Origin of the sequence: Glycomyces albidus, assembly GCF_009451885.1 — a bacterium.
In the GTDB taxonomy this organism is placed as follows: Bacteria; Actinomycetota; Actinomycetes; order Mycobacteriales; family Micromonosporaceae; genus Glycomyces; species Glycomyces albidus.
Window position 1 is genome coordinate 1 of the sequence record NZ_WIAO01000043.1, and the last position, 18,909, is coordinate 18,909.

Genomic DNA, 18,909 nt, shown 5'->3' on the forward strand with positions numbered 1-18,909 from the left:
TCATGAGGCCGGCGACCAGCGACGCGGCGGCCGCGGCCGCCGCGATGACGACGGGGGCCAGGCCGAGCCCGGCGAGGACCGCGGTCCCGACGGTGCCGAAGCCCATGCCGAGGGCGCCGTCGAGGAGCTGGGCGGCGAACCCCGCGGCGGCGGCGGAGACGACGGCGAAGGGGATCATGGCGGGAGGCTCCCTCGGATCGGGACGGACCCAGGATAGACGCCGCCCGCGGTCCGCCGCGCCGCCCCGACCGCGCGTCCGCAGAGGTCTCCGCCACCCGGTGAGGGGCCGGATGCGCTGTGCGAGACCAGGGTCATAACGTGAAGTCGTAGCCGCAACTCGCAGGGGAGGTCGAAGCCAGCAATGCCGTCGTCCCAGCCGTGCTCTGCAGCTCCTTCCGAAGCCGTTTCCGACGGGATCCGCCACGGAACGCGTCTCGGCGAACTGCTGACATCGGCATCAGACCACTCCAGCGTCGTCGACTCCAGGCGGGCGAGACTGAGGGCCCTGGCGGAGCGAGCCGATGCCCACGGAAACCGTGCGAAGGCCGCTCGAATCCGAGCCGAGAACCTCGGCACCCTGAAGCGCGACCGCCGAACCCTCACGTGGCGGGCAGCGGTGCGAACCACCACGTTCGAGGCGGTGCACGCGGTCGTCGACAAGGCCGCGGTGATCGCGGCCGAGGACCTCACGAAAGACTTCACCGGCCGAGAACGGCTCGGGAAGAACACGAACCGGCGCTTGGCGCGGTGGACCGAAGGGGTCACCGCCGAAGCGCTGGAAGCCGTGTCGGGCCGCAGAGGTTCTGCGGTGCGGCTGGTCAACGCCGCCTACACGTCGCAAGTCATCCCCGGATCGGACGCCATCGGCGTCAGCAAAGGGGACCGGCTTCACTGCACTGAGTGCGGGGCCGTGTGGAAGGCAGACCATGCCGGAGCGGTCAACGTCCTGCGACGACTCGGTGATGCCGACATCGCCCTGTGGACCCCGCACCGGCGGGTGAAGCGGATCTTGCAGGAGCGGACCGACCGCCGACGGTCCAGACTGCCGGACCAGGACTCCAGCACCGCGCGCATGTGCAGGTGCGGAGAGCGAACCATCCAACCGCCCGACATCGGGCAATACTAGGAAGCAGCATTCGATGGGTAAGAAAGTCACGGTCGTAGGCGCCGGTTTCTACGGCTCCACCACCGCCCAGCGCCTGGCCGAGTACGACATCTTCGACGAGGTCGTCCTCACCGACATCGTCGAGGGCAAGCCCGAGGGCATCGCTCTCGACATGAACCAGTCCCGCTCCATCGAGGGCTTCGAGACCAAGGTCGTGGGCGCCACGACCGACAACGACGGCAACGGGTACGAGAAGACCGCCGGTTCGGACGTCGTCGTCGTCACCGCCGGCCTGCCGCGCAAGCCCGGCATGAGCCGCATGGACCTCCTCGAGGTCAACGCCCGGATCGTCCGCGGGGTCACCGAGAACCTGGTCAAGCACTCCCCGAACGCCGTGATCATCGTGGTGTCGAACCCGCTCGACGAGATGACCGCGCTGGCGCAGATCGCCTCCGGCTTCCCGAAGCACCGGGTGCTCGGCCAGGCCGGGATGCTCGACACCGCGCGCTTCACGAACTTCGTGGCCGAGGAGCTCCAGGTCCCGGTCAAGTCCGTGAAGACCCTGACGCTCGGCTCGCACGGCGACACCATGGTCCCGGTCCCGAGCCAGTCGTCCGTCGACGGCAAGCCGCTCACCGACCTGCTGCCGGCCGACAAGGTCGAGGAGCTGGTCACCAAGACCCGCAACGGCGGCGCCGAGATCGTCGCCCTGCTCAAGACCGGTTCGGCCTACTACGCGCCGTCGGCCGCGGCCGCGCGCATGGCCAAGGCCGTCGCCGAGGACTCCGGCGCGGTCATGCCGGTGTGCGCGTGGGTCGACGGCGAGTACGGGATCTCCGGCGTCTACCTGGGGGTGAACGCCAAGATCGGCGCCGAGGGCGTCAAGGAGGTCGTCGAGACCCCCCTGACCGACGATGAGCTCGCGAACCTGAAGACGGCCGCCGAGGCCGTCCGCGCCAAGCAGGCCGACGTCGCCGAGCTGTGACCGATGCGCGTGAGGGCGGCCGCGGCCGCCCTCACGCGTCCCGGGCGGCGCTTGTCCTCCGGCCGATCCGGCGTCGCTAGGCTTACGCCCGTGACGGTCAACAGGCAGCGCATCGATCCCCCCGGCTGGGAGCCCTTCGCGGCGAAGCGGCCCGGCTCGTGGTGGCTCGAGATCGTCATGTTCGCCGCGCTCGCGGTGTGCACGGTCATGGCGTCCTTCCACACTCCCCTGATCGACCTCGACATCTGGGTCCGCGACTTCTCCGACGCCCACCGCCCGCCCTGGTTCGACACGCTCCTGGTGTACACGAACAAGCTCGGGCAGGGCGGGATCATCAGCGCGATCGCGCTCGGGCTCGCGGCGCTCCTGGCGTTCCGCCGCCACACGGTGCGACCGGTTCTCGCATTCCTCGTCCTGTACGGGATGGCCGGGTTCGTCCTGCTGCTCAAGCTGTTCTTCCCGCGCGTCTACCCGCACTTCCCGCGCCCCGACCCCGGGCCGTACGCGGACGCCGCGCAGTCGCTCATCTACGCCGCCGACCGCTCCGACCTCGGCGCGCTCGGCGAGTCCGCCGTCGGCGCGTACCCGTCGGGGCACGTGGTGAACGCGATCATCTGGTACGGGTTCGTGGTGCTGCTCGTGGGCGCGGCCCTGACCGCCTGGCAGCGGCGCGTCCTCCTCTTCGTCCCGGTCGTGGTGGTGGCCTTCTCGACCACGTACCTGGGCTATCACTGGCTGACCGACTCCCTGGCGGGCCTGTTCATCGGCGTCGTCATCATGCGGATCATGCGCCGCATCCCGTGGGCGACGGTCGCCCTGCCGCTGTGGCTCGAACCCGAACGGCGCTACCGGGAGCCGGTTTCCGCAGCCACCGCTCCGTAAACCGGGCGCGGTATCTTTCCAGGCATGCCCACTCCGCCGCCGGCACGGCCGCCCCTTCAGCGCCGACTCGGCCTCCCCTCCGCGATCGCGATCGGCCTCGCCTCGATGCTCGGCGCGGGTGTCTTCGCCGTCTGGGGGCCGGCCGCCGGTGCCGCCGGGTCGGGCCCGGGGCTCCTTGCGGCCCTGGCGATCGCGGCGTTCATCGCCTACTGCAACGCCCGCTCGTCGGCCCGCCTCGCCGCGCGGTACCCGCAGTCGGGCGGCGCGTACTTCTACGGGACGGTGCGGCTGCACCCGGCCGCCGGGTTCGCCGCCGGCTGGGGCTTCCTGGTCGGCAAGAGCGCTTCGGGCGCGGCCATGGCGCTGACGCTGGGCGCGTACCTGCTCCCGGACCATCCGCGGGCGCTCGCCGCGTTCGCGGTCGTCGCGTTCTGCGCCGTCAATCTCCTCGGGGTCCAGCGGACCGCGCTCGCCTCCGCGATCTTCGCGGTCATCACGCTCGCCGTGCTCGCCCTGGTCGTCGCCGCCGGCCTCGCCGGCCCGGTCGCCGCGCGGCCCCTGGGGGACACGCACCCGTGGGGCGTGCTGACCGCCGCGGGGTTCATCTTCTTCGCGTTCGCCGGGTACGCGCGCATCGCGACCCTCGGCGAAGAGGTGGTCCGCCCGGAGAAGACGATCCCGCGCGCGGTCGCGATCGCCTTGGGCGCCACCGTGATCGTGTACGCGGCGGTGGCGGTGACGGCGCTGAGCGTCCTCGGCGCGGGCACGCTCGCCGAGTCGACCGCGCCGCTCGCGGACCTGGCCGGCGCCGGGGCGCCCGCGCTCGAGCCGCTCGTGGCGGTCGGCGCGGGGATCGCCGTGGCCGGGGTGCTCCTGAGCCTCCTGGCGGGGATCGGCCGGACCGCGCTCGCGATGGCCCGCGACCGGCGGCTCCCGGGCCCGCTCGCGGCCGTCTCGGAGCGCTTCGGCGTCCCGTGGGCCGCCGAGGTCGCCGCGAGCGCCGTCGTGCTCCTCCTGGTGTCCACCCTGGACTTGGCGGGGGCGATCGGGTTCTCGAGCTTCTGCGTGCTCGTGTACTACGCGATCGCGAACGCCTCCGCGGCCACGCTCGACCGGCGCGCGCCGCTGCCGTGGCTCGGCCTGGCCGGATGCGCCCTGGTGGCCGCGAGCCTGCCCGCGTCCTCAGTGCTCGGCGGCCTCGCGGTCTTCGCCGCGGGGGCCGCGTGGTTCTGGTTCACGGAGCGCCGCAGGAGGAACCGCGACGCGGCGTCCTCCTGACGCGCGGTCGCCGATCGGGCGCGGGCGGCTTCGCCCCGGCTCGCCGTCCACGCCGTCGGATCGCCCATCGGACAGCGGGTGCTCCCTCGTCCGAGGTTCGGCGATCGGCCCGGTTCGCAGCGCCGCTCGCCCGGGCGGTGCACAGTCGCGAGACCCGTTGCGCGGCTCGCGGCCCCCGACCCGAGGTGTGCGCGGTGCGCGCCGCCGCTTAGCGGGCGGCGCGGCGCTCGTCGCGCGCCGCCCGGAGTCGCCGCACCACGGCCGGCTGCTCCGCGGCGGCCTCCGGGTGGTCGATGAGGCGCGCCAGATGCTGGTAGTACCGCTCGGGAGTGAGCTCCAGCTCGTCGGCGATCGCCTGGGTCTTCGCGCCCGAGGCGCGCCACCAGCGCGCCTCGAACTCGAGGATCCGGGACTCCATGGCGGAGAGCTTCGACTCGGGGTCGCGCGGGGTGCGCTGCGGGCCGGGCTGCCGCGGCGCGGGCGCGGCCTCCCGCTGCGGTCCGTCGGGGCCGCTGAAGGGCCGCTGGGGTGCGAACGCCTCCTCGTCCTCCTGGCGGGTGCGGGTGACTCTGCTGGCGGGGCGTTGGCCGGGAGGCATGGGTGCTCCTTGCTGCTCACTCGATCCAGTCGATGAGGTCGGCGACCGAATCCTTGACGTGGTTGGGCCGGAACGGGTAGCGCTCGACCTCCTCCATAGTGTCAGTGACCCCCGACAGAACCAGGACCGTTTCGAGGCCCGCCTCGAGGCCCGACAGCACGTCGGTGTCCATGCGGTCGCCGATCATCACGGTCGACTCCGAGTGGGCTCCGATGCGCCGCAACGCGTTCCGCATCATCAGCGGGTTCGGCTTGCCCACGAAGTACGGCTCGGCGCCCGTGGCCGCGGTGATCATCGCCGCAACCGCGCCGCACGCCGGGAGGATGCCCTCCAGCGACGGGCCGGTCGTGTCCGGGTTGGTGCAGATGAACCTGGCCCCGGCCTTGATGAGTCGCGACGCGGTGGTGAGCGCCCCGAAGTCGTACCGCCTCGTCTCTCCGAGTACCACGTAGTCCGGCCGGTAATCGGTGAGCACGAAACCGATCTCGTGCAGCGCCGTCGTCAGGCCCGCCTCGCCGATGACGTACGCCGACGCCTTGGGCCGCTGCGAGTGCAGGAAGTCCGCGGTTGCCATCGCCGAGGTGTAGATGTTCTCGGCCGGGACCTCGAGCCCCGAGTTCTTCAGGCGCGCATGGAGGTCCCGCGGCGTGTAGATGGAGTTGTTGGTGAGGACGAGGAACCGCTTCCCCGCCGTTTGGAGCTTCTCGATGAGCTTGTTGGCGCCGGGAACGGGCACCCCCTCGTGGACGAGCACACCGTCCATGTCCGAGAGCCAGCTGTCGAAGGGTCCAGGAGTATCGGTTGACATTCGCGAAGAATACCTTGCCCGCCGCCTGGCAAACGAGATCGTGCCGGGATCGTTCTTCCTGGTCCCGGTCCCGAAACGTGGAAGCCGCGACGGACCGGCTACGGCCCCGGAGGACTGGGTCGCATCTCGCCGATGTGACGCGGACCCGCACGCGCGCGGACGTACAGTGGTGCGCGTGGAGACGGCATTGACCGCCGCGCTCGTCATCGCCGCAGGGGCCATGGCGGGCGCACTCGGCTACTGGACCATCCGAACCGCGAGGAACAAATGAGCGAGCGCGACGTACCGGCGGAGTTCGCCTCGACCTTCGAGAAGGTCGAGCCCTACCCGTTCGAGGAGACCGACGACCTGCGGCAGGGCCCGAACCTGCACGACGACCTCCTGCCGCTCCTGCCGCTCGTCGGCCGCTGGCGCGGCCGCGGGCAGGGCGGCTACCCCGGCAGCGACGACTTCCTGTTCGCCCAGGAGGCCGCGTTCCTCCACGACGGCCGCCCCTTCCTGCGGTACGAGTCCCGCTCCTGGATCATCGACCCCGACGGCAAGCCGATCCGGCCGGCCGCCCAGGAGATCGGATGGTGGCGCGTCGTCAAGGGCGAGGACCCCAAGCGCCCCGAGATCGAAGTCCTCCTCGCCCACCCGACCGGCGTCCTCGACCTCTACTACGGGCACGTCGACGGCACCCGCATCGAGATCGCCACCGACGCCGTCGTCCGCAGCCCCCAGGCCAAGGAGGTCACCGCCGGCAAGCGCCTCTACGGCATCGTCGAAGGCGCCCTCATGTACGCCCAGGAGATGGCCGCAGAAGGCCACCCGATGAGCCCCCACCTCAGCGCCAGCCTCAACCGCGTCGCCGGCTGACTCAGGTCCACTCCTTCGCGTGCCAGGCCTCGACGACGGCCTCGACACCGCCGCCGCCGACCTCCGTGAGCGTGATCTCGACTGACTCCACTGGGGTGTCGAGGATCGTGGCGACGAGGTCCCGCGCCATGAATTCGGCATCGGCCCGGTCTTCGCCTTGGGTGACGGCGCCTTTCAGGCTCGGGACCGCGACGACCCAGCCGCCTTCCGGCGCTGCCTCGGCGATCGCCTTGTAGCGCAACGCGTGCTCCACTTCGTTTGGCGGGAGCGGCCGGCCGTGGCGAGGCCGGCCGCTCCCGCAGTCGCGACGGTCTGGTGCAGGTGCCCGGGCGCGGGAGCCACCCCGCGCCCTGAGACTTCCAGCGGTCCGCGCGGTCCCCCACTCACCGCCGACCTACACCAAAACTGGGGCAAGCTTTACATAGAACGTCAAGACACTCAAGGAATGTTTTCCCGCCTGTGGAAAACTACCGGTCATGATGGCATTCCCACTGGTCAATGCCTGTGGATAACTTCATGAAGGCGATTCGTGCGAGCTAGAAGTCACCCGGCCACAGGTCGTCCTCCGCCTTCGGGGCCTCGGGGCCGAAGACCGTCGCCGTGACCGGGCCCTCGCCCGCCGCCAAGACCTTGTCGAGCAGCGTCAGCGCCCCGCGCTTGCTCAACGGCTCGTTCCCGTTGCCGCACTTCGGGCTCTGAATGCACGAGGGGCACCCGGCCGCGCAGTCGCAGCCCGCGATCGCCTGGCGGGTCGCCGAGAGCCAGTCCGTCCACTTGCGGAACGCCTGCTCCGCGAAGCCCGCCCCGCCCGGGTGCCCGTCGTAGACGAAGACCGTCGGCAGCTCGGTGTCCATGTGCGCCGCCGTCGACAGCCCGCCGATGTCCCACCGGTCGCAGGTGGCGATCAGCGGCAGCAGCCCGATCGAGGCGTGCTCGGCCGCATGCAGCGAACCCGCGAGGTCGCGCAGCCCATCGAGCGACTCCGGATCCACCGTCCACCACACCGCCACCGTCCGCAGCGTCTGCGGCGGCAGGTCCAGCGCCTGCGTGTCGATCACCTCACCCGACGGCAGCCGGCGGCGCTGGTACGAGATGACGCACGACGTCACCTCCACCTCCCCCAGGCACAGCGTCACGTCGCCCATCTCCAGGCGCTCGCGCGTCGAGAGGATCTCCAGATGCGTGATCTCCTGCGCGCTCGTCGTCCACGGCGGCTTCGCCGCGTGCACCAGCGCCAGGCCCTCGTCCAAGTCCAGGTCGTCCACCAGGTACGACTCGCCTTGGTGCAGGTACAGCGCGCCCCGGTGCACCAGCCGGTGCGACGCGGCCGCGTCCACGGTCCCGATCAGCCGGCCCGTGCTCGTCTCCGCGATGTCGACGCCCATCGGCCCCGAACCGCGCAGCGTCACCTCCGGGCGCTCCGACCCGACCCAGTAGTACCGGCCCCCGGCCCGCTTGCGCAGCAGCTTCTGCTCCACGAGCTGATCGGCGACCTCGCGGCTGCCCGGGATCGACGCCAGGTCGGCCTCCTTGAGCGGCAGCTCCTCCGCCGCCAGGCACAGGTGCCCGGCCAGGACGTACGGATTCGACGGGTCGCACACGCTCGCCTCCACCGGCCGGTCGAAGATCGCCTCCGGATGGTGCACCAGGTACGTGTCGAGCGGGTCGTCCTTCGCGAGCATGACCGCGAGCGCCTCGGTGTCCCCGCGGCCCGCCCGCCCGATCTGCTGCCAGAACGACGCGAGCCGCCCCGGGTACCCGCACAGCAGCACCGCATCGAGGCCCGTCACGTCGATCCCCAGCTCCAGCGCGTTCGTCGTCGCCACCCCGAGCAGGCGACCCTCCCGCAGGTCCGCCTCCAGGTCGCGCCGGTGCTCGCGCAGGTACCCGGCCCGGTACGCCGCGATCCGGCCCGCCGCCGGATCCGCACCCAGGCGCGACTTCGCCTCGGCCGCAACGATCTCCGCGCCCCGCCGCGACGGCACGAACGCGAGCGTGCGCACCCCGCGGCGCACCAGCTGCGCGAGCATCCGGGCGGTCTCGCTCAACGTCGACGCCTGCTGCGGCTCGCCGTCGATCTCGTACGTCACCGGCTCCCACAGCGCCACCGTCGCCCCCGGCGACGGCGACGAGTCCACCGTCACCGCCGTCGCGGGCCGTCCGGTGAGGACCGACAGCGACGCCGCCGGGTCGGCCGCGGTCGCGCTGGCCGCGATCACCGTCGGGTTCGCGCCGTAGTGCTCGGCCAGGCGCAGCAGCCGGCGCAGCGTCAGGGCGACGTGGGCGCCGAACACGCCCCGGTAGACGTGGCACTCGTCGACCACGACGTACTTGAGGTCCTTGAGCAGCGAGCGCCACATGCGGTGGCGGGGGAGCAGCGAGTGGTGGAGGAGGTCGGGGTTGGACAGGACCAGGTTCGCGAAGCGCTGGGCCCACTGCCGGTGCTCGAACGGCGTGTCGCCGTCGACGATGGCCGGGACGAGCCCGGGGACGGCGAACTCGGCCACGGCGCGGGCCTGGTCGGCCGCGAGCGCCTTGGTCGGCGCGAGGTACAGCGTGCGGCCGGGCCCTTCCGCGGCCGCCTCGGTGAGGACCGGCAGCAGGTAGGCGAGGCTCTTGCCGGAGGCCGTGCCGGTGGCGATCACGGTGTCGCGGCCTTCGAACGCGTGCGTGGCCGCTTCGGCCTGGTGCGGCCACGGGAGGGTGATCCCGGTGTCCTCCAAGGCTTTGCGCACCACGTCGGGGACCCATTCGGGCCAGGAGGCGCGCACGGACGCGCGGGCCGGGAGCTTCCGGACATGGCGCAGCCCGCCCTCGTCACTGTCGAGGGCGGCGATGAGCTGGTCCGCGGGCATCCTGCAATGATGCCGCAGCGGACCGACAACGCCGACGGGCCGACCCGCGGCGGCCGGTGGCGTCCGACCGCATACCGGTCATACGCTCCCGGCTCCGGTCCACTCGGAACGCAGTACGCTTATGGGCCAAGACACACTCCAGCCAGCTAGGAGAACGGCGTGAGGGGAACTTCAGGCGACGGCGCGCCCGAGCCCGAACTGGGGCTGGGCCTGTCGACCGTCGGTGAGTACGCGGTCATCAGCGTCACCGGCGAGATCGACATGTACACCGCCCCGCAGCTTCGCGAGGCGGTCCGCCAGCTCTCCTCCGAAGGCCGCATGCGGGTGGCCATCGACCTGACCCCGACCGAGTTCTGCGACTCGACCGGCCTGGGCGTCCTCATCGGCGCCCGGCGCCGCCTCTCCGACGCCGGCGGCAGCCTGGTCGTCGTGTGCGCGAACCCCCGCATCCGCAAGCTCCTGGACCTCACGGGGCTCGACAAGGTCCTGGACGTCCGGGAAGCGGTGCCCGGCGAGTGAACGGCTCCAAGCACGACCGTGGCAGGCGACCGGAGCCGACGACGGTCCGGTTCGCCTTCACCCCGGCCGCCGCCTACGTGCGGGCCGCCCGGCTCGTCGCCGCCGACGTCGCGGCGCACGCGGGCGTGGCCACGGGGCTCCTCGACGAGGTGCGCCAAGCGGTGGGCGAGGCGTGCACGCGCGCGGTCCTGCGGCACCGCGACCGCGGACTGCTCGACCTCGTGCGCGTGGAGTTTTCGATCGGTGACCGTTTCGTTGCGAAAATCACCGACAACGCGCAGGATCTGCGCGCACGCTCCGGCGACCGGGTCGGCGCGGGCGCCGTCGGCGGCGATGCGCGAGCGAACGATCACGACGCGCTCGAAGAGGACACCCTCTCGGAGGAGATCACCCTCATCGTCCTCGGCGGACTGGTGGAAGACCTGGTGGTGACCGGTCCGACCGCCGACGGGGGCACCACGGTGCGCATGAGCTGGCCCCTGCCCGGGTCGGGCTCCGCGGCCGACCACTGAGGCCCCGGACACCCCGCCGCCGCGGCGTGACCGAACCCACTCCGAGCGCCCTCACATCGTTACACTCCGCACGTTATGTCTGCCGCGTCGCCAAGCGCGGCAACGGCCGCGGGCCACCCGCACGCGGCCCTACCCGTGTCCGCGGAGGAGCGCGCCCTGCCAGCGCGGCCCCTCCGCCATGGCGGAGCTCGCGAGCCATGCCATGAATCTATTCGGAGGAACTACATGCATACGTTGCTCGCCAACGGCGACGAGGGCGTAGGCGCGCTCGAGGGCGCGAACCTCAGCCTGGTCGTGCTCGCGGCCGCACTGGCGCTGATCGCCCTCGGCGGCGCCGCGGCGCTCGTCAAGAGCATCCTGGGCGCCGGCACCGGCACCGACAAGATGCGGGAGATCTCCGGGGCCGTCCAGGAGGGCGCCTCGGCCTACCTGCGCCGCCAGTTCAAGGCGCTGGGGATCTTCGTCGTCATCGCCGTGGTCCTGCTCTTCCTGCTGCCTGCCGAGGGAGGGAACGACGTCCGCATCGGACGGAGCCTGTTCTTCATCGTCGGCGCCCTGTTCAGCTCGTTCATCGGCTGGGCGGGGATGAGCCTGGCGACCCGCGCGAACGTGCGCGTGGCCTCCGCGGCCCGCGACGGCGAACCGCGGAAGGCGATGCACCTGGCGTTCCGCACCGGCGGCGTGGTCGGGTTCCTCACCGTGGGCCTGGGTCTGCTGGGCGCCTCGGTGGTGGTGTTCATCTACAACGGCGACGCGCCCGTGGTCCTGGAGGGCTTCGGCTTCGGCGCCGCGCTCCTGGCCATGTTCATGCGGGTCGGCGGCGGCATCTTCACCAAGGCCGCCGACGTCGGCGCCGACCTGGTCGGCAAGGTCGAGCAGGGCATCCCCGAGGACGACCCGCGCAACCCGGCGACCATCGCCGACAACGTGGGCGACAACGTCGGCGACTGCGCCGGCATGGCCGCGGACCTGTTCGAGTCCTACGCGGTCGTGCTCGTCGCGAGCCTCATCCTGGGCCGGGCCGCCTTCGGCGAGACCGGCCTGGTGCTGCCGCTGCTGGTCGCCTCGGTCGGCATCGTCTGCGCGATCCTCGGCGTGATCATCACCCGCATGCGCGCCTCCGACGCCTCGGGCCTGACCGCGATCAACCGCGCGTTCTACATCTCCGCGGTCGTGTCGGCCGCGCTGACGGCGGTCGCGGTGCTCATGTACGTCCCGGCCGAATGGTCGGCGCTGGGGACCGATGTGGACACGTCCGCGGTCCCGGTGGGCCCGCAGGTCCTCGCGATCGTCTCGGTCGTCATCGGCATCGCCCTGGCCGCCGCGATCATGTTCCTCACCGGCTACTACACCGACACCCGCTACAAGCCCACCCGGGCGGTCTCGGCCTCGACCCGCACCGGCGCGGCCACGAACATCCTGTCGGGCTTCTCGCTCGGCCTGGAGTCGGCCGTGTACTCGGCGCTGCTCATCGCGGCCGCGGTGCTCGGCGCGTACCTGCTCGGCGGCGGCGAGATCCTCATCAGCCTGTTCGCGGTGGCCCTGGCCGGCTGCGGCCTGCTGACCACCGTCGGCGTCATCGTCGCGATGGACACCTTCGGGCCCATCAGCGACAACGCGCAGGGCATCGCCGAGATGTCCGGCGACGTCGAGGGCGACGCGGCGCGCACCCTCACCGACCTGGACGCGGTGGGCAACACCACCAAGGCCATCACGAAGGGCATCGCGATCGCGACCGCGGTCCTGGCCGCGACCGCCCTGTTCGGCTCCTACACCGACGCCGTGGCCTCCGAGGGCCTCGCCGGCGCGGCCCTGTTCGAGACCTTGAACATCGCCGACCCGGCGAACATCGTGGGCTTCATCATCGGCGCGAGCGTCGTGTTCCTGTTCTCCGGCCTGGCGATCAACGCCGTGGCCCGCTCGGCGGGTGCGGTCGTCAACGAGGTCCGCGACCAGTTCGCGCGCTTCCCGGGGATCATGGAGGGCACGCAGCGGCCCGAGTACGGGCGCGTCGTCGACATCTGCACCCGCGACGCCCAGCGCGAGCTGGCGACCCCGGGCCTGCTGGCCATCACGGCGCCCATCGCGGTCGGCTTCGGCCTCGGCGTGGGCCCGCTCGCGGCCTACCTCGCGGGCGCGATCGCGACCGGTGTGCTCATGGCGATCCTCCTGGCGAACTCGGGCGGCGCCTGGGACAACGCGAAGAAGGACGTCGAGGACGGCAACCACGGCGGCAAGGGCTCCGAGGCCCACGCCGCGGCGGTCATCGGCGACACCGTCGGCGACCCGTTCAAGGACACCGCCGGCCCGGCCATCAACCCGCTCCTCAAGGTCATGAACCTGGTGAGCCTCATCATCGCCCCGGCCGTGGTCGTCTACACGGTCGAGGGCGTCGGCGCCGAGGCCGACGGCCCCGTCCGCTGGATCATCGCCGGCCTCGCCGTGGCCGCCCTGGTCGCCGCGATCCTCGTCTCCAAGCGCCGCTCGTCGGTGGTGGAGGCGGGGGAAGCCCGCGCCCGGGACGAGCGTGAGTCGGTCGAGGTCGGCTAGCGGCCGCGCCCGGTGACCGCGCCCGAGCGGCGCGGTTCCGGGCCTGTATGACGGCGTGTGCCCCGTTCCAATGGAACGGGGCACACTCATACTCAGGGGACGTGTTGCGGAAGCGTGAGCTACCGTAACGAATCGAGCGCATTTTCCGAGTGAACGGTGGGAGCAGTGCCGGATATCAAACGCCTGGTCATTGTCGAATCCCCGGCGAAGGCCAAGACGATCGCCTCGTACCTCGGTGCCGGCTACATCGTCGACTCCTCCCTCGGGCACATCCGCGACCTCCCTCGCAGTGCGAAGGAGATCCCGGCGAAGTACAAGGACAAGGCGTGGTCCCGGCTGGGCGTGGACGTCGACAACGACTTCGCGCCGCTGTACATCGTCAACCCCGACCGCTCGGCGCACGTGAAGAAGCTCAAGGGCTACCTCGCCGAGGTCGACGAGCTCTTCCTCGCCACCGATGAGGACCGCGAGGGGGAGGCCATCGCCTGGCACCTCCTGGAGACCCTGAAGCCGAAGATCCCGGTCAAGCGGATGGTCTTCCACGAGATCACCCCGCAGGCCATCGCCGAGGCGGCCGCGAACCCGCGCGAGCTCAACCAGGACCTCGTCGACGCCCAGGAGGCCCGGCGCATCCTCGACCGCCTCTACGGCTACGAGGTCAGCCCGGTCCTGTGGAAGAAGGTCATGCCGCGCCTGTCGGCCGGCCGCGTCCAGTCGGTCGCGACCCGGCTCATCGTCGAGCGCGAGCGCGCCCGCATGGCGTTCCGCTCCGCCGACTACTGGGACGTCACCGCGAACCTCGCGACTGCGGACGACCAGCGGTTCAAGGCCACCCTGATCGCCGTGGACGGCGACCGGGTCGCCACCGGCAAGGACTTCGACGCGGCCACCGGCACCGCCAAGGGCAACGTCGTCCACCTCGACGAGCAGGGCGCGCGCGGGCTGGCCGGGCGCCTGGAAGGGCGCGACTTCACCGTCCTCAAGGTCGACAAGAAGCCGTACCGGCGCCGCCCCTACCCGCCGTTCATCACCTCGACGCTGCAGCAGGAGGCCGGCCGCAAGCTCCGGCTCTCGAGCGCGCAGGTGATGCGGGTCGCCCAGCGGCTGTACGAGAACGGCCACATCACGTATATGCGGACCGACTCGACGAACCTGTCGGCGACGGCGATCAACGCCGCCCGCGCGCAGGCCGCCGAGCTGTACGGCGCCCAGTACGTGCCGGCCGAGCCGCGCCACTACGCGAGGAAGGTGAAGAACGCGCAGGAGGCGCACGAGGCCATCCGGCCCGCCGGGGACCAGTTCAAGACCCCGACGCAGCTGCGCGGCCAGCTCTCGGCCGAGGAGTACCGCGTCTACGAGCTCATCTGGCGGCGCACCCTCGCCTCGCAGATGGTCGACGCGACCGGGAACTCGACGTCCGTGCGGGCCCGCGCGGTGACGACCTCGGGGGAGGAGGCCGACTTCGGCGCCTCCGGCAAGACCATCACGAACCCGGGCTTCCTGCTCGCCTACGTCGAGTCGATCGAGGAGGGCGACGCCGACGACGCGGAGAAGCGCCTCCCCGAGCTGGCCGAGCGGCAGCACCTGGCCGAGCGCGGCCTCGAAGCGGCCGGGCACACCACCCAGCCGCCGGCCCGCTACACCGAGGCGAGCCTGGTCAAGGCGCTCGAGGAGCGCGGCATCGGCCGCCCGTCGACGTACGCGTCGATCATGCAGACCATCCAGGACCGCGAGTACGTGTTCAAGAAGGGCCAGGCGCTCGTGCCGGCGTTCCGCGCGTTCGCGGTCGTCGGGCTCCTCGAGCGGCACTTCCCGCGCCTGATCGACTACGACTTCACCGCGGGCATGGAGAACGAGCTCGACGAGGTCGCCGCCGGGCAGGAGTCCCGCGAGGAGTTCCTGCGCAAGTTCTACTTCGGCGGCCAGGACAAGGAGGGCACCGTCGCGGCCTCGGGCGGGCTGCGGCACATGGTCGAGGAGGAGCTCGCCAAGATCGACGCCCGCCAGGTGAACTCGATCCCGCTCCACACCGACGAGCAGCAGCGCCAGGTCGTCGCCCGCGTCGGCCGGTACGGGCCCTACCTCGAGCGGACCACGCCGGCGCAGGCCGAGGCCGGCGAGCCGGGCGAGCGCGTCTCGGTCCCCGAGTCCGTGGCCCCCGACGAGCTGACCCCCGCGAAGGTCGAGGAGCTGTACGAGCTCGGCTCGGCCGAGGGCGAGCTCGGCACCCACCCCGAGACCGGCGAGCCGGTGTTCGCCAAGAGCGGCCGGTACGGCCCGTACGTGACGAGCGGCGAGAAGTCCTCGTCGCTGCTGACCGGGCAGAAGCTCTCCGAGCTGACGCTCGACGACGCCGTGAAGCTGCTGACGCTGCCGCGCCTGGTCGGCAAGGACGCCGAGGGCGAGGAGATCCGCACCGGCCTGGGCCCGCACGGCCCGTACGTGAAGAAGGGCCGCGACTACCGGTCGCTCGACCGCGAGGAGCAGCTGTTCACGCTCACGCTCGAGGAGGCCGAGAAGCTGCTCGCGCAGCCGAAGTCGCGCGGGCGCCAGCAGCGGGCGCAGACCCTGCTCAAGGAGCTCGGCCCCGACCCGGTCACCGGGAAGGAGGTCACGCTCAAGGACGGGCGCTTCGGCCCGTACGTGACCGACGGCGAGACCAACGCCTCGATCCGCAAGACCGACTCGGTCGAGGACCTGACGATCGACCGCGCCGCCGAGCTGCTCGCCGAGCGGCGAGAGAAGGTCGCCTCGGGCGCGGTCCCGGCGAAGAAGACCGCGAAGAAGGCGGCCAAGAAGACCGCCGCGAAGAAGACGGCGAAGAAGGCGACGGCCAAGAAGACGGCCGCCAAGAAGACCGCGGTGAAGAAGACCGCGGTCAAGAAGACGGCCGCGAAGAAGGCCGCGAAGAAGGCCGAGTAGCGCGGGCGGCCCGCGGGCCGCCCGCCGCCGTTCGGTGCTCTGCGTCCACCTCCGGTTCAATGCTCCGTAAACTGGCGTACAGGCCGGTGCAACCCGATCAGGTCGCCGGCGCGTCAAGGCAGTGCGGGCCCGGGCGCCGGGCCCCGGCCGTCCGTCGTGCCCGATGGCGGCACTCTTCGAAAGCGAGCTTCGAGCACATGCGAATCACCTTCCTGGTCCGGAACATCTGGGGCATCGGCGGGACCATCAAGACCACATTGAACACCGCCGAGGCGCTGGTGGACCTGGGCCACGACGTGACGATCGCGTCCTTCGTGCGGCACAAGGCGAAGCCGGACTTCGCCATCGACCCGCGGATCAAGGTCGTGAACCTGTGGGACGTCCGCAAGCCGGCCAAGGGCGGCGAGCGCCTCTCGCTGCTCCAGCGCCTCCAGGCGAAGCAGCCGTCGTTCCTCGACGCCGACAAGATCAACAACCAGGGCGAGTCGTCGAAGCTCCTCGACCGCAAGGTGAGGCGGTACCTCAAGACGCTCGACACCGACGTGGTCGTCGGCACGCAGGTCTCGGTGAACCTGTACATGGCCCGGTACGGGCGCCCCGGGGCGTACGCGATGGTCGCGCAGGAGCACATGTACCTCGACCACTACAAGCCGCCGGTGCGCAAGCACATCGACGAGCACTACCCGGCGTTCGACGCGATCGTCACCATCACCGAGGCCGACGCCAAGGCGTACCGGGCGGCGTTCCCGGAGCTGGGCGACAAGATCGCGTGCGTGCCGAACTCGATCCCGGCCAGCCCGAGGCCGCCGTCGGAGCTGACCGAGCCGCTCATCATGACCGCGGGGCGCCTCACGGGCATGAAGGGCATGGACACGCTCGTGCGCGCGTTCGCCGAGCTCGCCGAGGAGTTCCCGGACTGGCGGGTGAAGATCTTCGGGCGCGGCCCGAACAAGGACAAGCTCAAGGCCCTGGCGGCCGAGCTGGGACTGGCCGACCGGATCGACCTGCCCGGGCCGGTCACGCCGCTGGACGCGGAGTGGCAGCGGGCGTCGATCGCGGCGATCCCGTCGCGGTTCGAGCCGTTCGGGCTCGTCATCGTCGAGGCCATGGCCGCCGGGCTGCCGGTGGTGTGCAGCGCGGTCAAGCACGGCCCGCTGGAGATCATCCAGGACGGCGAGAACGGCCTGCTCGTGCCGGCCGGGAAGCCGGAGGAGCTGGCCGCGGCGCTGCGGCGGCTCATGTCGGACCCGAGCCTGCGCCGCAAGCTCGCCGACGCCGGGATGGAGACCGCCCGGCGGTTCGAGCCCGAGCAGGTCGTCGGCCGGCACGTGGCCGTGTTCGAGAAGGTCCTGGCCAAGGCCGCGTAGCGGCGGGCCTGCGCGGGACCGGTGCCCCGGGACCGTAGATTGGGGCGGCAGACGACCGCCGACCCCGGGAGAACCGCCGTGCCGACCGACCAGCCGACGATCGCGGCAGTGCTCGCCGGGGGGACCGGCGCCCGCATGGGCGCCGCCCTCCCCAAGCAGCTCCTGCCGGTCGCGGGCAAGCCGATCCTCCAGCACACCCTGGAGGCGTTCGAGGCGAGCGGAGCGGTCGACCGGATCGTCCTGGTGATGGCCGAGGGGCACCACGAAGCGGCCTGGACCATCGCCAAATCCGCAAATGTGACAAAACTCTCGGCCGTGATCGGGGGCGGCGCGACCCGCGCGGCGTCCTCGGTCGCCGCGATCCGCTGGGCCCAGGCCCAGCCCGGGATCGGGCCGGAGGCGCGGCTGCTGCTCCACGACGCCGCCCGCATGCTCGTGTCCGGACGCATCATCGCCGATGTCGTCGCCGCACTCGACGACTGCGAAGCCGTGACCGCCGCGATCCCGTCCTCCGACACCGTCGTCGAGGTCGACTCGGGCCGCATCGACTCCGGCCGCATCACCGCCGTCCCCGACCGCTCGCGGCTCGCCCGGGTGCAGACCCCGCAGGGGTTCCGCCTCGGGCTCATCGCCGCCGCCCATGCCGACGCGGCCGCCGACCGGGCGTTCGTCCCCACCGACGACTGCTCCGTGGTCCTGCGGTTCCGCCCCGGCGTCCCGGTCCGCACCGTCGCGGGCTCGGAGCGCAACCTGAAGGTGACCGAACCGGCGGACCTGCTGCTGGCGGAAGCCCTGCTCAGGGCGTGACCGACACGGTCCGCTCCGGTCCGGGGACGCGCCGCGAGACGGCCGGCGCCGCCTGTGACCCCCGCATCCACCGCCCGTTGGGCTTTGCGTAATCGCCTGTTCAAGTAGGTAAACTCCACCAATCCAGCATCCCAACCGAACGAGGTGGCACTCGACATGTCCACGAACATCGTGATCCTGGCGGCCGGAGTCGGCTCCCGGCTCGGCAAGCCCCACCCCAAGTCGCTCACCGCCCTGAACACCGGCGAGACCATCCTCGGCCGCTCGCTGCGACTGCTCACCTCCCGGTTCAGCCGCCACTCGATCCACCTCGTCGTCGGCTACAAGAAGGAGATGATCATGGAGGAGGTGCCCGACGTCGGCTTCATCTACAACCAGGCGTACGGCGACACCAACACCTCCAAGAGCCTCCTCAAGGCGTTCACCATCCTCGGCCCCGGCGGCGTCCTGTGGCTCAACGGCGACGTCGTCTTCGACCCGCAGGTCCTCGACGTGCTCCTGCCGCACATCGCGATGGACCACTCGTTCATCGCCGTCAACACCGCGAAGGTCTCCGACGAGGAGGTCAAGTACACCCTCGGCGCCGACGGCTACATCAACAAGCTGTCCAAGCGGGTCACCGACGGCGCCCTCGGCGAGGCCGTCGGCATCAACTACGTCTCCGCCGACGACCGGGCCCTGGTCGCCAAGCGGCTCGCCGAAGTCGACGACCAGGAGTACTTCGAAGGCGGCATCGAGCTCGCCATCGAGAAGGACGGCCTGAAGTTCGAAGCCGTCGACATCTCCCAGCACAACGTCATCGAGGTCGACTTCGCCGAGGACCTCAACAGCGTTAACGAGCACTTCAAATAGCGGAACCGGCG

16 protein-coding genes are annotated in these 18,909 nt (G+C 71.4%); 12 read left to right on the plus strand and 4 right to left on the minus strand.

The genetic code is table 11. The features are described from left to right. Nucleotides 1-616: 616 nt before the first annotated feature. The 4 genes from GFD30_RS23045 (at nucleotide 617) to GFD30_RS23060 (ending at nucleotide 4,250) form a co-directional block, all read left to right on the plus strand. A complete protein-coding gene (locus tag GFD30_RS23045; RefSeq protein ID WP_194202084.1) occupies nucleotides 617-1,126 on the plus strand; it encodes a zinc ribbon domain-containing protein in 510 nt (169 codons plus the stop codon). A 13-nt stretch (nucleotides 1,127-1,139) separates the two neighbouring features. Continuing rightward, nucleotides 1,140-2,090 (plus strand): malate dehydrogenase, encoded by a 951-nt coding sequence (gene mdh, locus GFD30_RS23050; protein ID WP_153027512.1) that lies wholly within the window; start codon nucleotides 1,140-1,142, stop codon nucleotides 2,088-2,090. 90 nt (nucleotides 2,091-2,180) lie between these two features. Continuing rightward, nucleotides 2,181-2,972 (plus strand): phosphatase PAP2 family protein, encoded by a 792-nt coding sequence (locus GFD30_RS23055; protein ID WP_194202085.1) that lies wholly within the window; start codon nucleotides 2,181-2,183, stop codon nucleotides 2,970-2,972. Between the two features lie 24 nt (nucleotides 2,973-2,996). Next, a complete protein-coding gene (locus GFD30_RS23060) occupies nucleotides 2,997-4,250 on the plus strand; it encodes an APC family permease (RefSeq protein ID WP_153027514.1) in 1,254 nt (417 codons plus the stop codon). A gap of 208 nt (nucleotides 4,251-4,458) precedes the next feature. Here GFD30_RS23060 and GFD30_RS23065 read toward each other — a convergent pair whose 3' ends face one another. Together GFD30_RS23065 and GFD30_RS23070 are read right to left on the minus strand one after the other, a co-directional pair. Further along, a complete protein-coding gene (locus GFD30_RS23065) occupies nucleotides 4,459-4,848 on the minus strand; it encodes a DUF3263 domain-containing protein (protein WP_153027515.1) in 390 nt (129 codons plus the stop codon). Between the two features lie 16 nt (nucleotides 4,849-4,864). Continuing rightward, nucleotides 4,865-5,656, minus strand: a complete 792-nt coding sequence (locus tag GFD30_RS23070; protein WP_153027516.1) for an HAD-IIA family hydrolase — start codon at nucleotides 5,654-5,656, stop codon at nucleotides 4,865-4,867. Nucleotides 5,657-5,923: 267 nt separating this feature from the next. Here GFD30_RS23070 and GFD30_RS23075 point away from each other — a divergent pair, with 267 nt between their 5' ends. Further along, the gene (locus GFD30_RS23075; protein ID WP_153027517.1) at nucleotides 5,924-6,514 is read left to right on the plus strand and encodes an FABP family protein; all 591 of its coding nucleotides are present in this window, start codon (nucleotides 5,924-5,926) and stop codon (nucleotides 6,512-6,514) included. Nucleotide 6,515: 1 nt separating this feature from the next. On the opposite strand, the gene GFD30_RS23080 is transcribed toward GFD30_RS23075, so the two are convergent. Continuing rightward, nucleotides 6,516-6,755 (minus strand): type II toxin-antitoxin system HicB family antitoxin, encoded by a 240-nt coding sequence (locus GFD30_RS23080; RefSeq protein WP_153027518.1) that lies wholly within the window; start codon nucleotides 6,753-6,755, stop codon nucleotides 6,516-6,518. A gap of 295 nt (nucleotides 6,756-7,050) precedes the next feature. After that, the gene (locus tag GFD30_RS23085) at nucleotides 7,051-9,369 is read right to left on the minus strand and encodes a DEAD/DEAH box helicase (RefSeq protein WP_153027519.1); all 2,319 of its coding nucleotides are present in this window, start codon (nucleotides 9,367-9,369) and stop codon (nucleotides 7,051-7,053) included. Nucleotides 9,370-9,528: 159 nt separating this feature from the next. Here GFD30_RS23085 and GFD30_RS23090 point away from each other — a divergent pair, with 159 nt between their 5' ends. The 7 genes from GFD30_RS23090 to GFD30_RS23120 all read left to right on the plus strand — a co-directional run bounded on the left by GFD30_RS23090 (nucleotide 9,529) and on the right by GFD30_RS23120 (nucleotide 18,898). Continuing rightward, on the plus strand, nucleotides 9,529-9,888 hold the full coding sequence (locus GFD30_RS23090) for an STAS domain-containing protein (protein WP_245712215.1): 360 nt from the start codon (nucleotides 9,529-9,531) through the stop codon (nucleotides 9,886-9,888). After that, nucleotides 9,885-10,400 (plus strand): ATP-binding protein, encoded by a 516-nt coding sequence (locus tag GFD30_RS23095; RefSeq protein WP_322633532.1) that lies wholly within the window; start codon nucleotides 9,885-9,887, stop codon nucleotides 10,398-10,400. Before GFD30_RS23090 ends, GFD30_RS23095 begins: the two co-directional genes overlap by 4 nt. A 225-nt stretch (nucleotides 10,401-10,625) precedes the next feature. Continuing rightward, nucleotides 10,626-12,950, plus strand: coding sequence for a sodium-translocating pyrophosphatase (locus tag GFD30_RS23100; RefSeq protein WP_153027520.1), 2,325 nt, complete (start codon nucleotides 10,626-10,628; stop codon nucleotides 12,948-12,950). 165 nt (nucleotides 12,951-13,115) lie between these two features. After that, the gene (gene topA / locus GFD30_RS23105) at nucleotides 13,116-15,872 is read left to right on the plus strand and encodes a type I DNA topoisomerase (protein WP_322633533.1); all 2,757 of its coding nucleotides are present in this window, start codon (nucleotides 13,116-13,118) and stop codon (nucleotides 15,870-15,872) included. A 197-nt stretch (nucleotides 15,873-16,069) separates the two neighbouring features. Beyond that, complete coding sequence (locus GFD30_RS23110) at nucleotides 16,070-17,239, plus strand: glycosyltransferase family 4 protein (protein WP_194202086.1); 1,170 nt, start codon at nucleotides 16,070-16,072, stop codon at nucleotides 17,237-17,239. A gap of 78 nt (nucleotides 17,240-17,317) precedes the next feature. Beyond that, nucleotides 17,318-18,046 (plus strand): IspD/TarI family cytidylyltransferase, encoded by a 729-nt coding sequence (locus tag GFD30_RS23115; protein ID WP_322633534.1) that lies wholly within the window; start codon nucleotides 17,318-17,320, stop codon nucleotides 18,044-18,046. Nucleotides 18,047-18,202: 156 nt separating this feature from the next. After that, nucleotides 18,203-18,898, plus strand: coding sequence for a phosphocholine cytidylyltransferase family protein (locus tag GFD30_RS23120; RefSeq protein WP_153027522.1), 696 nt, complete (start codon nucleotides 18,203-18,205; stop codon nucleotides 18,896-18,898). Nucleotides 18,899-18,909: the final 11 nt, after the last annotated feature.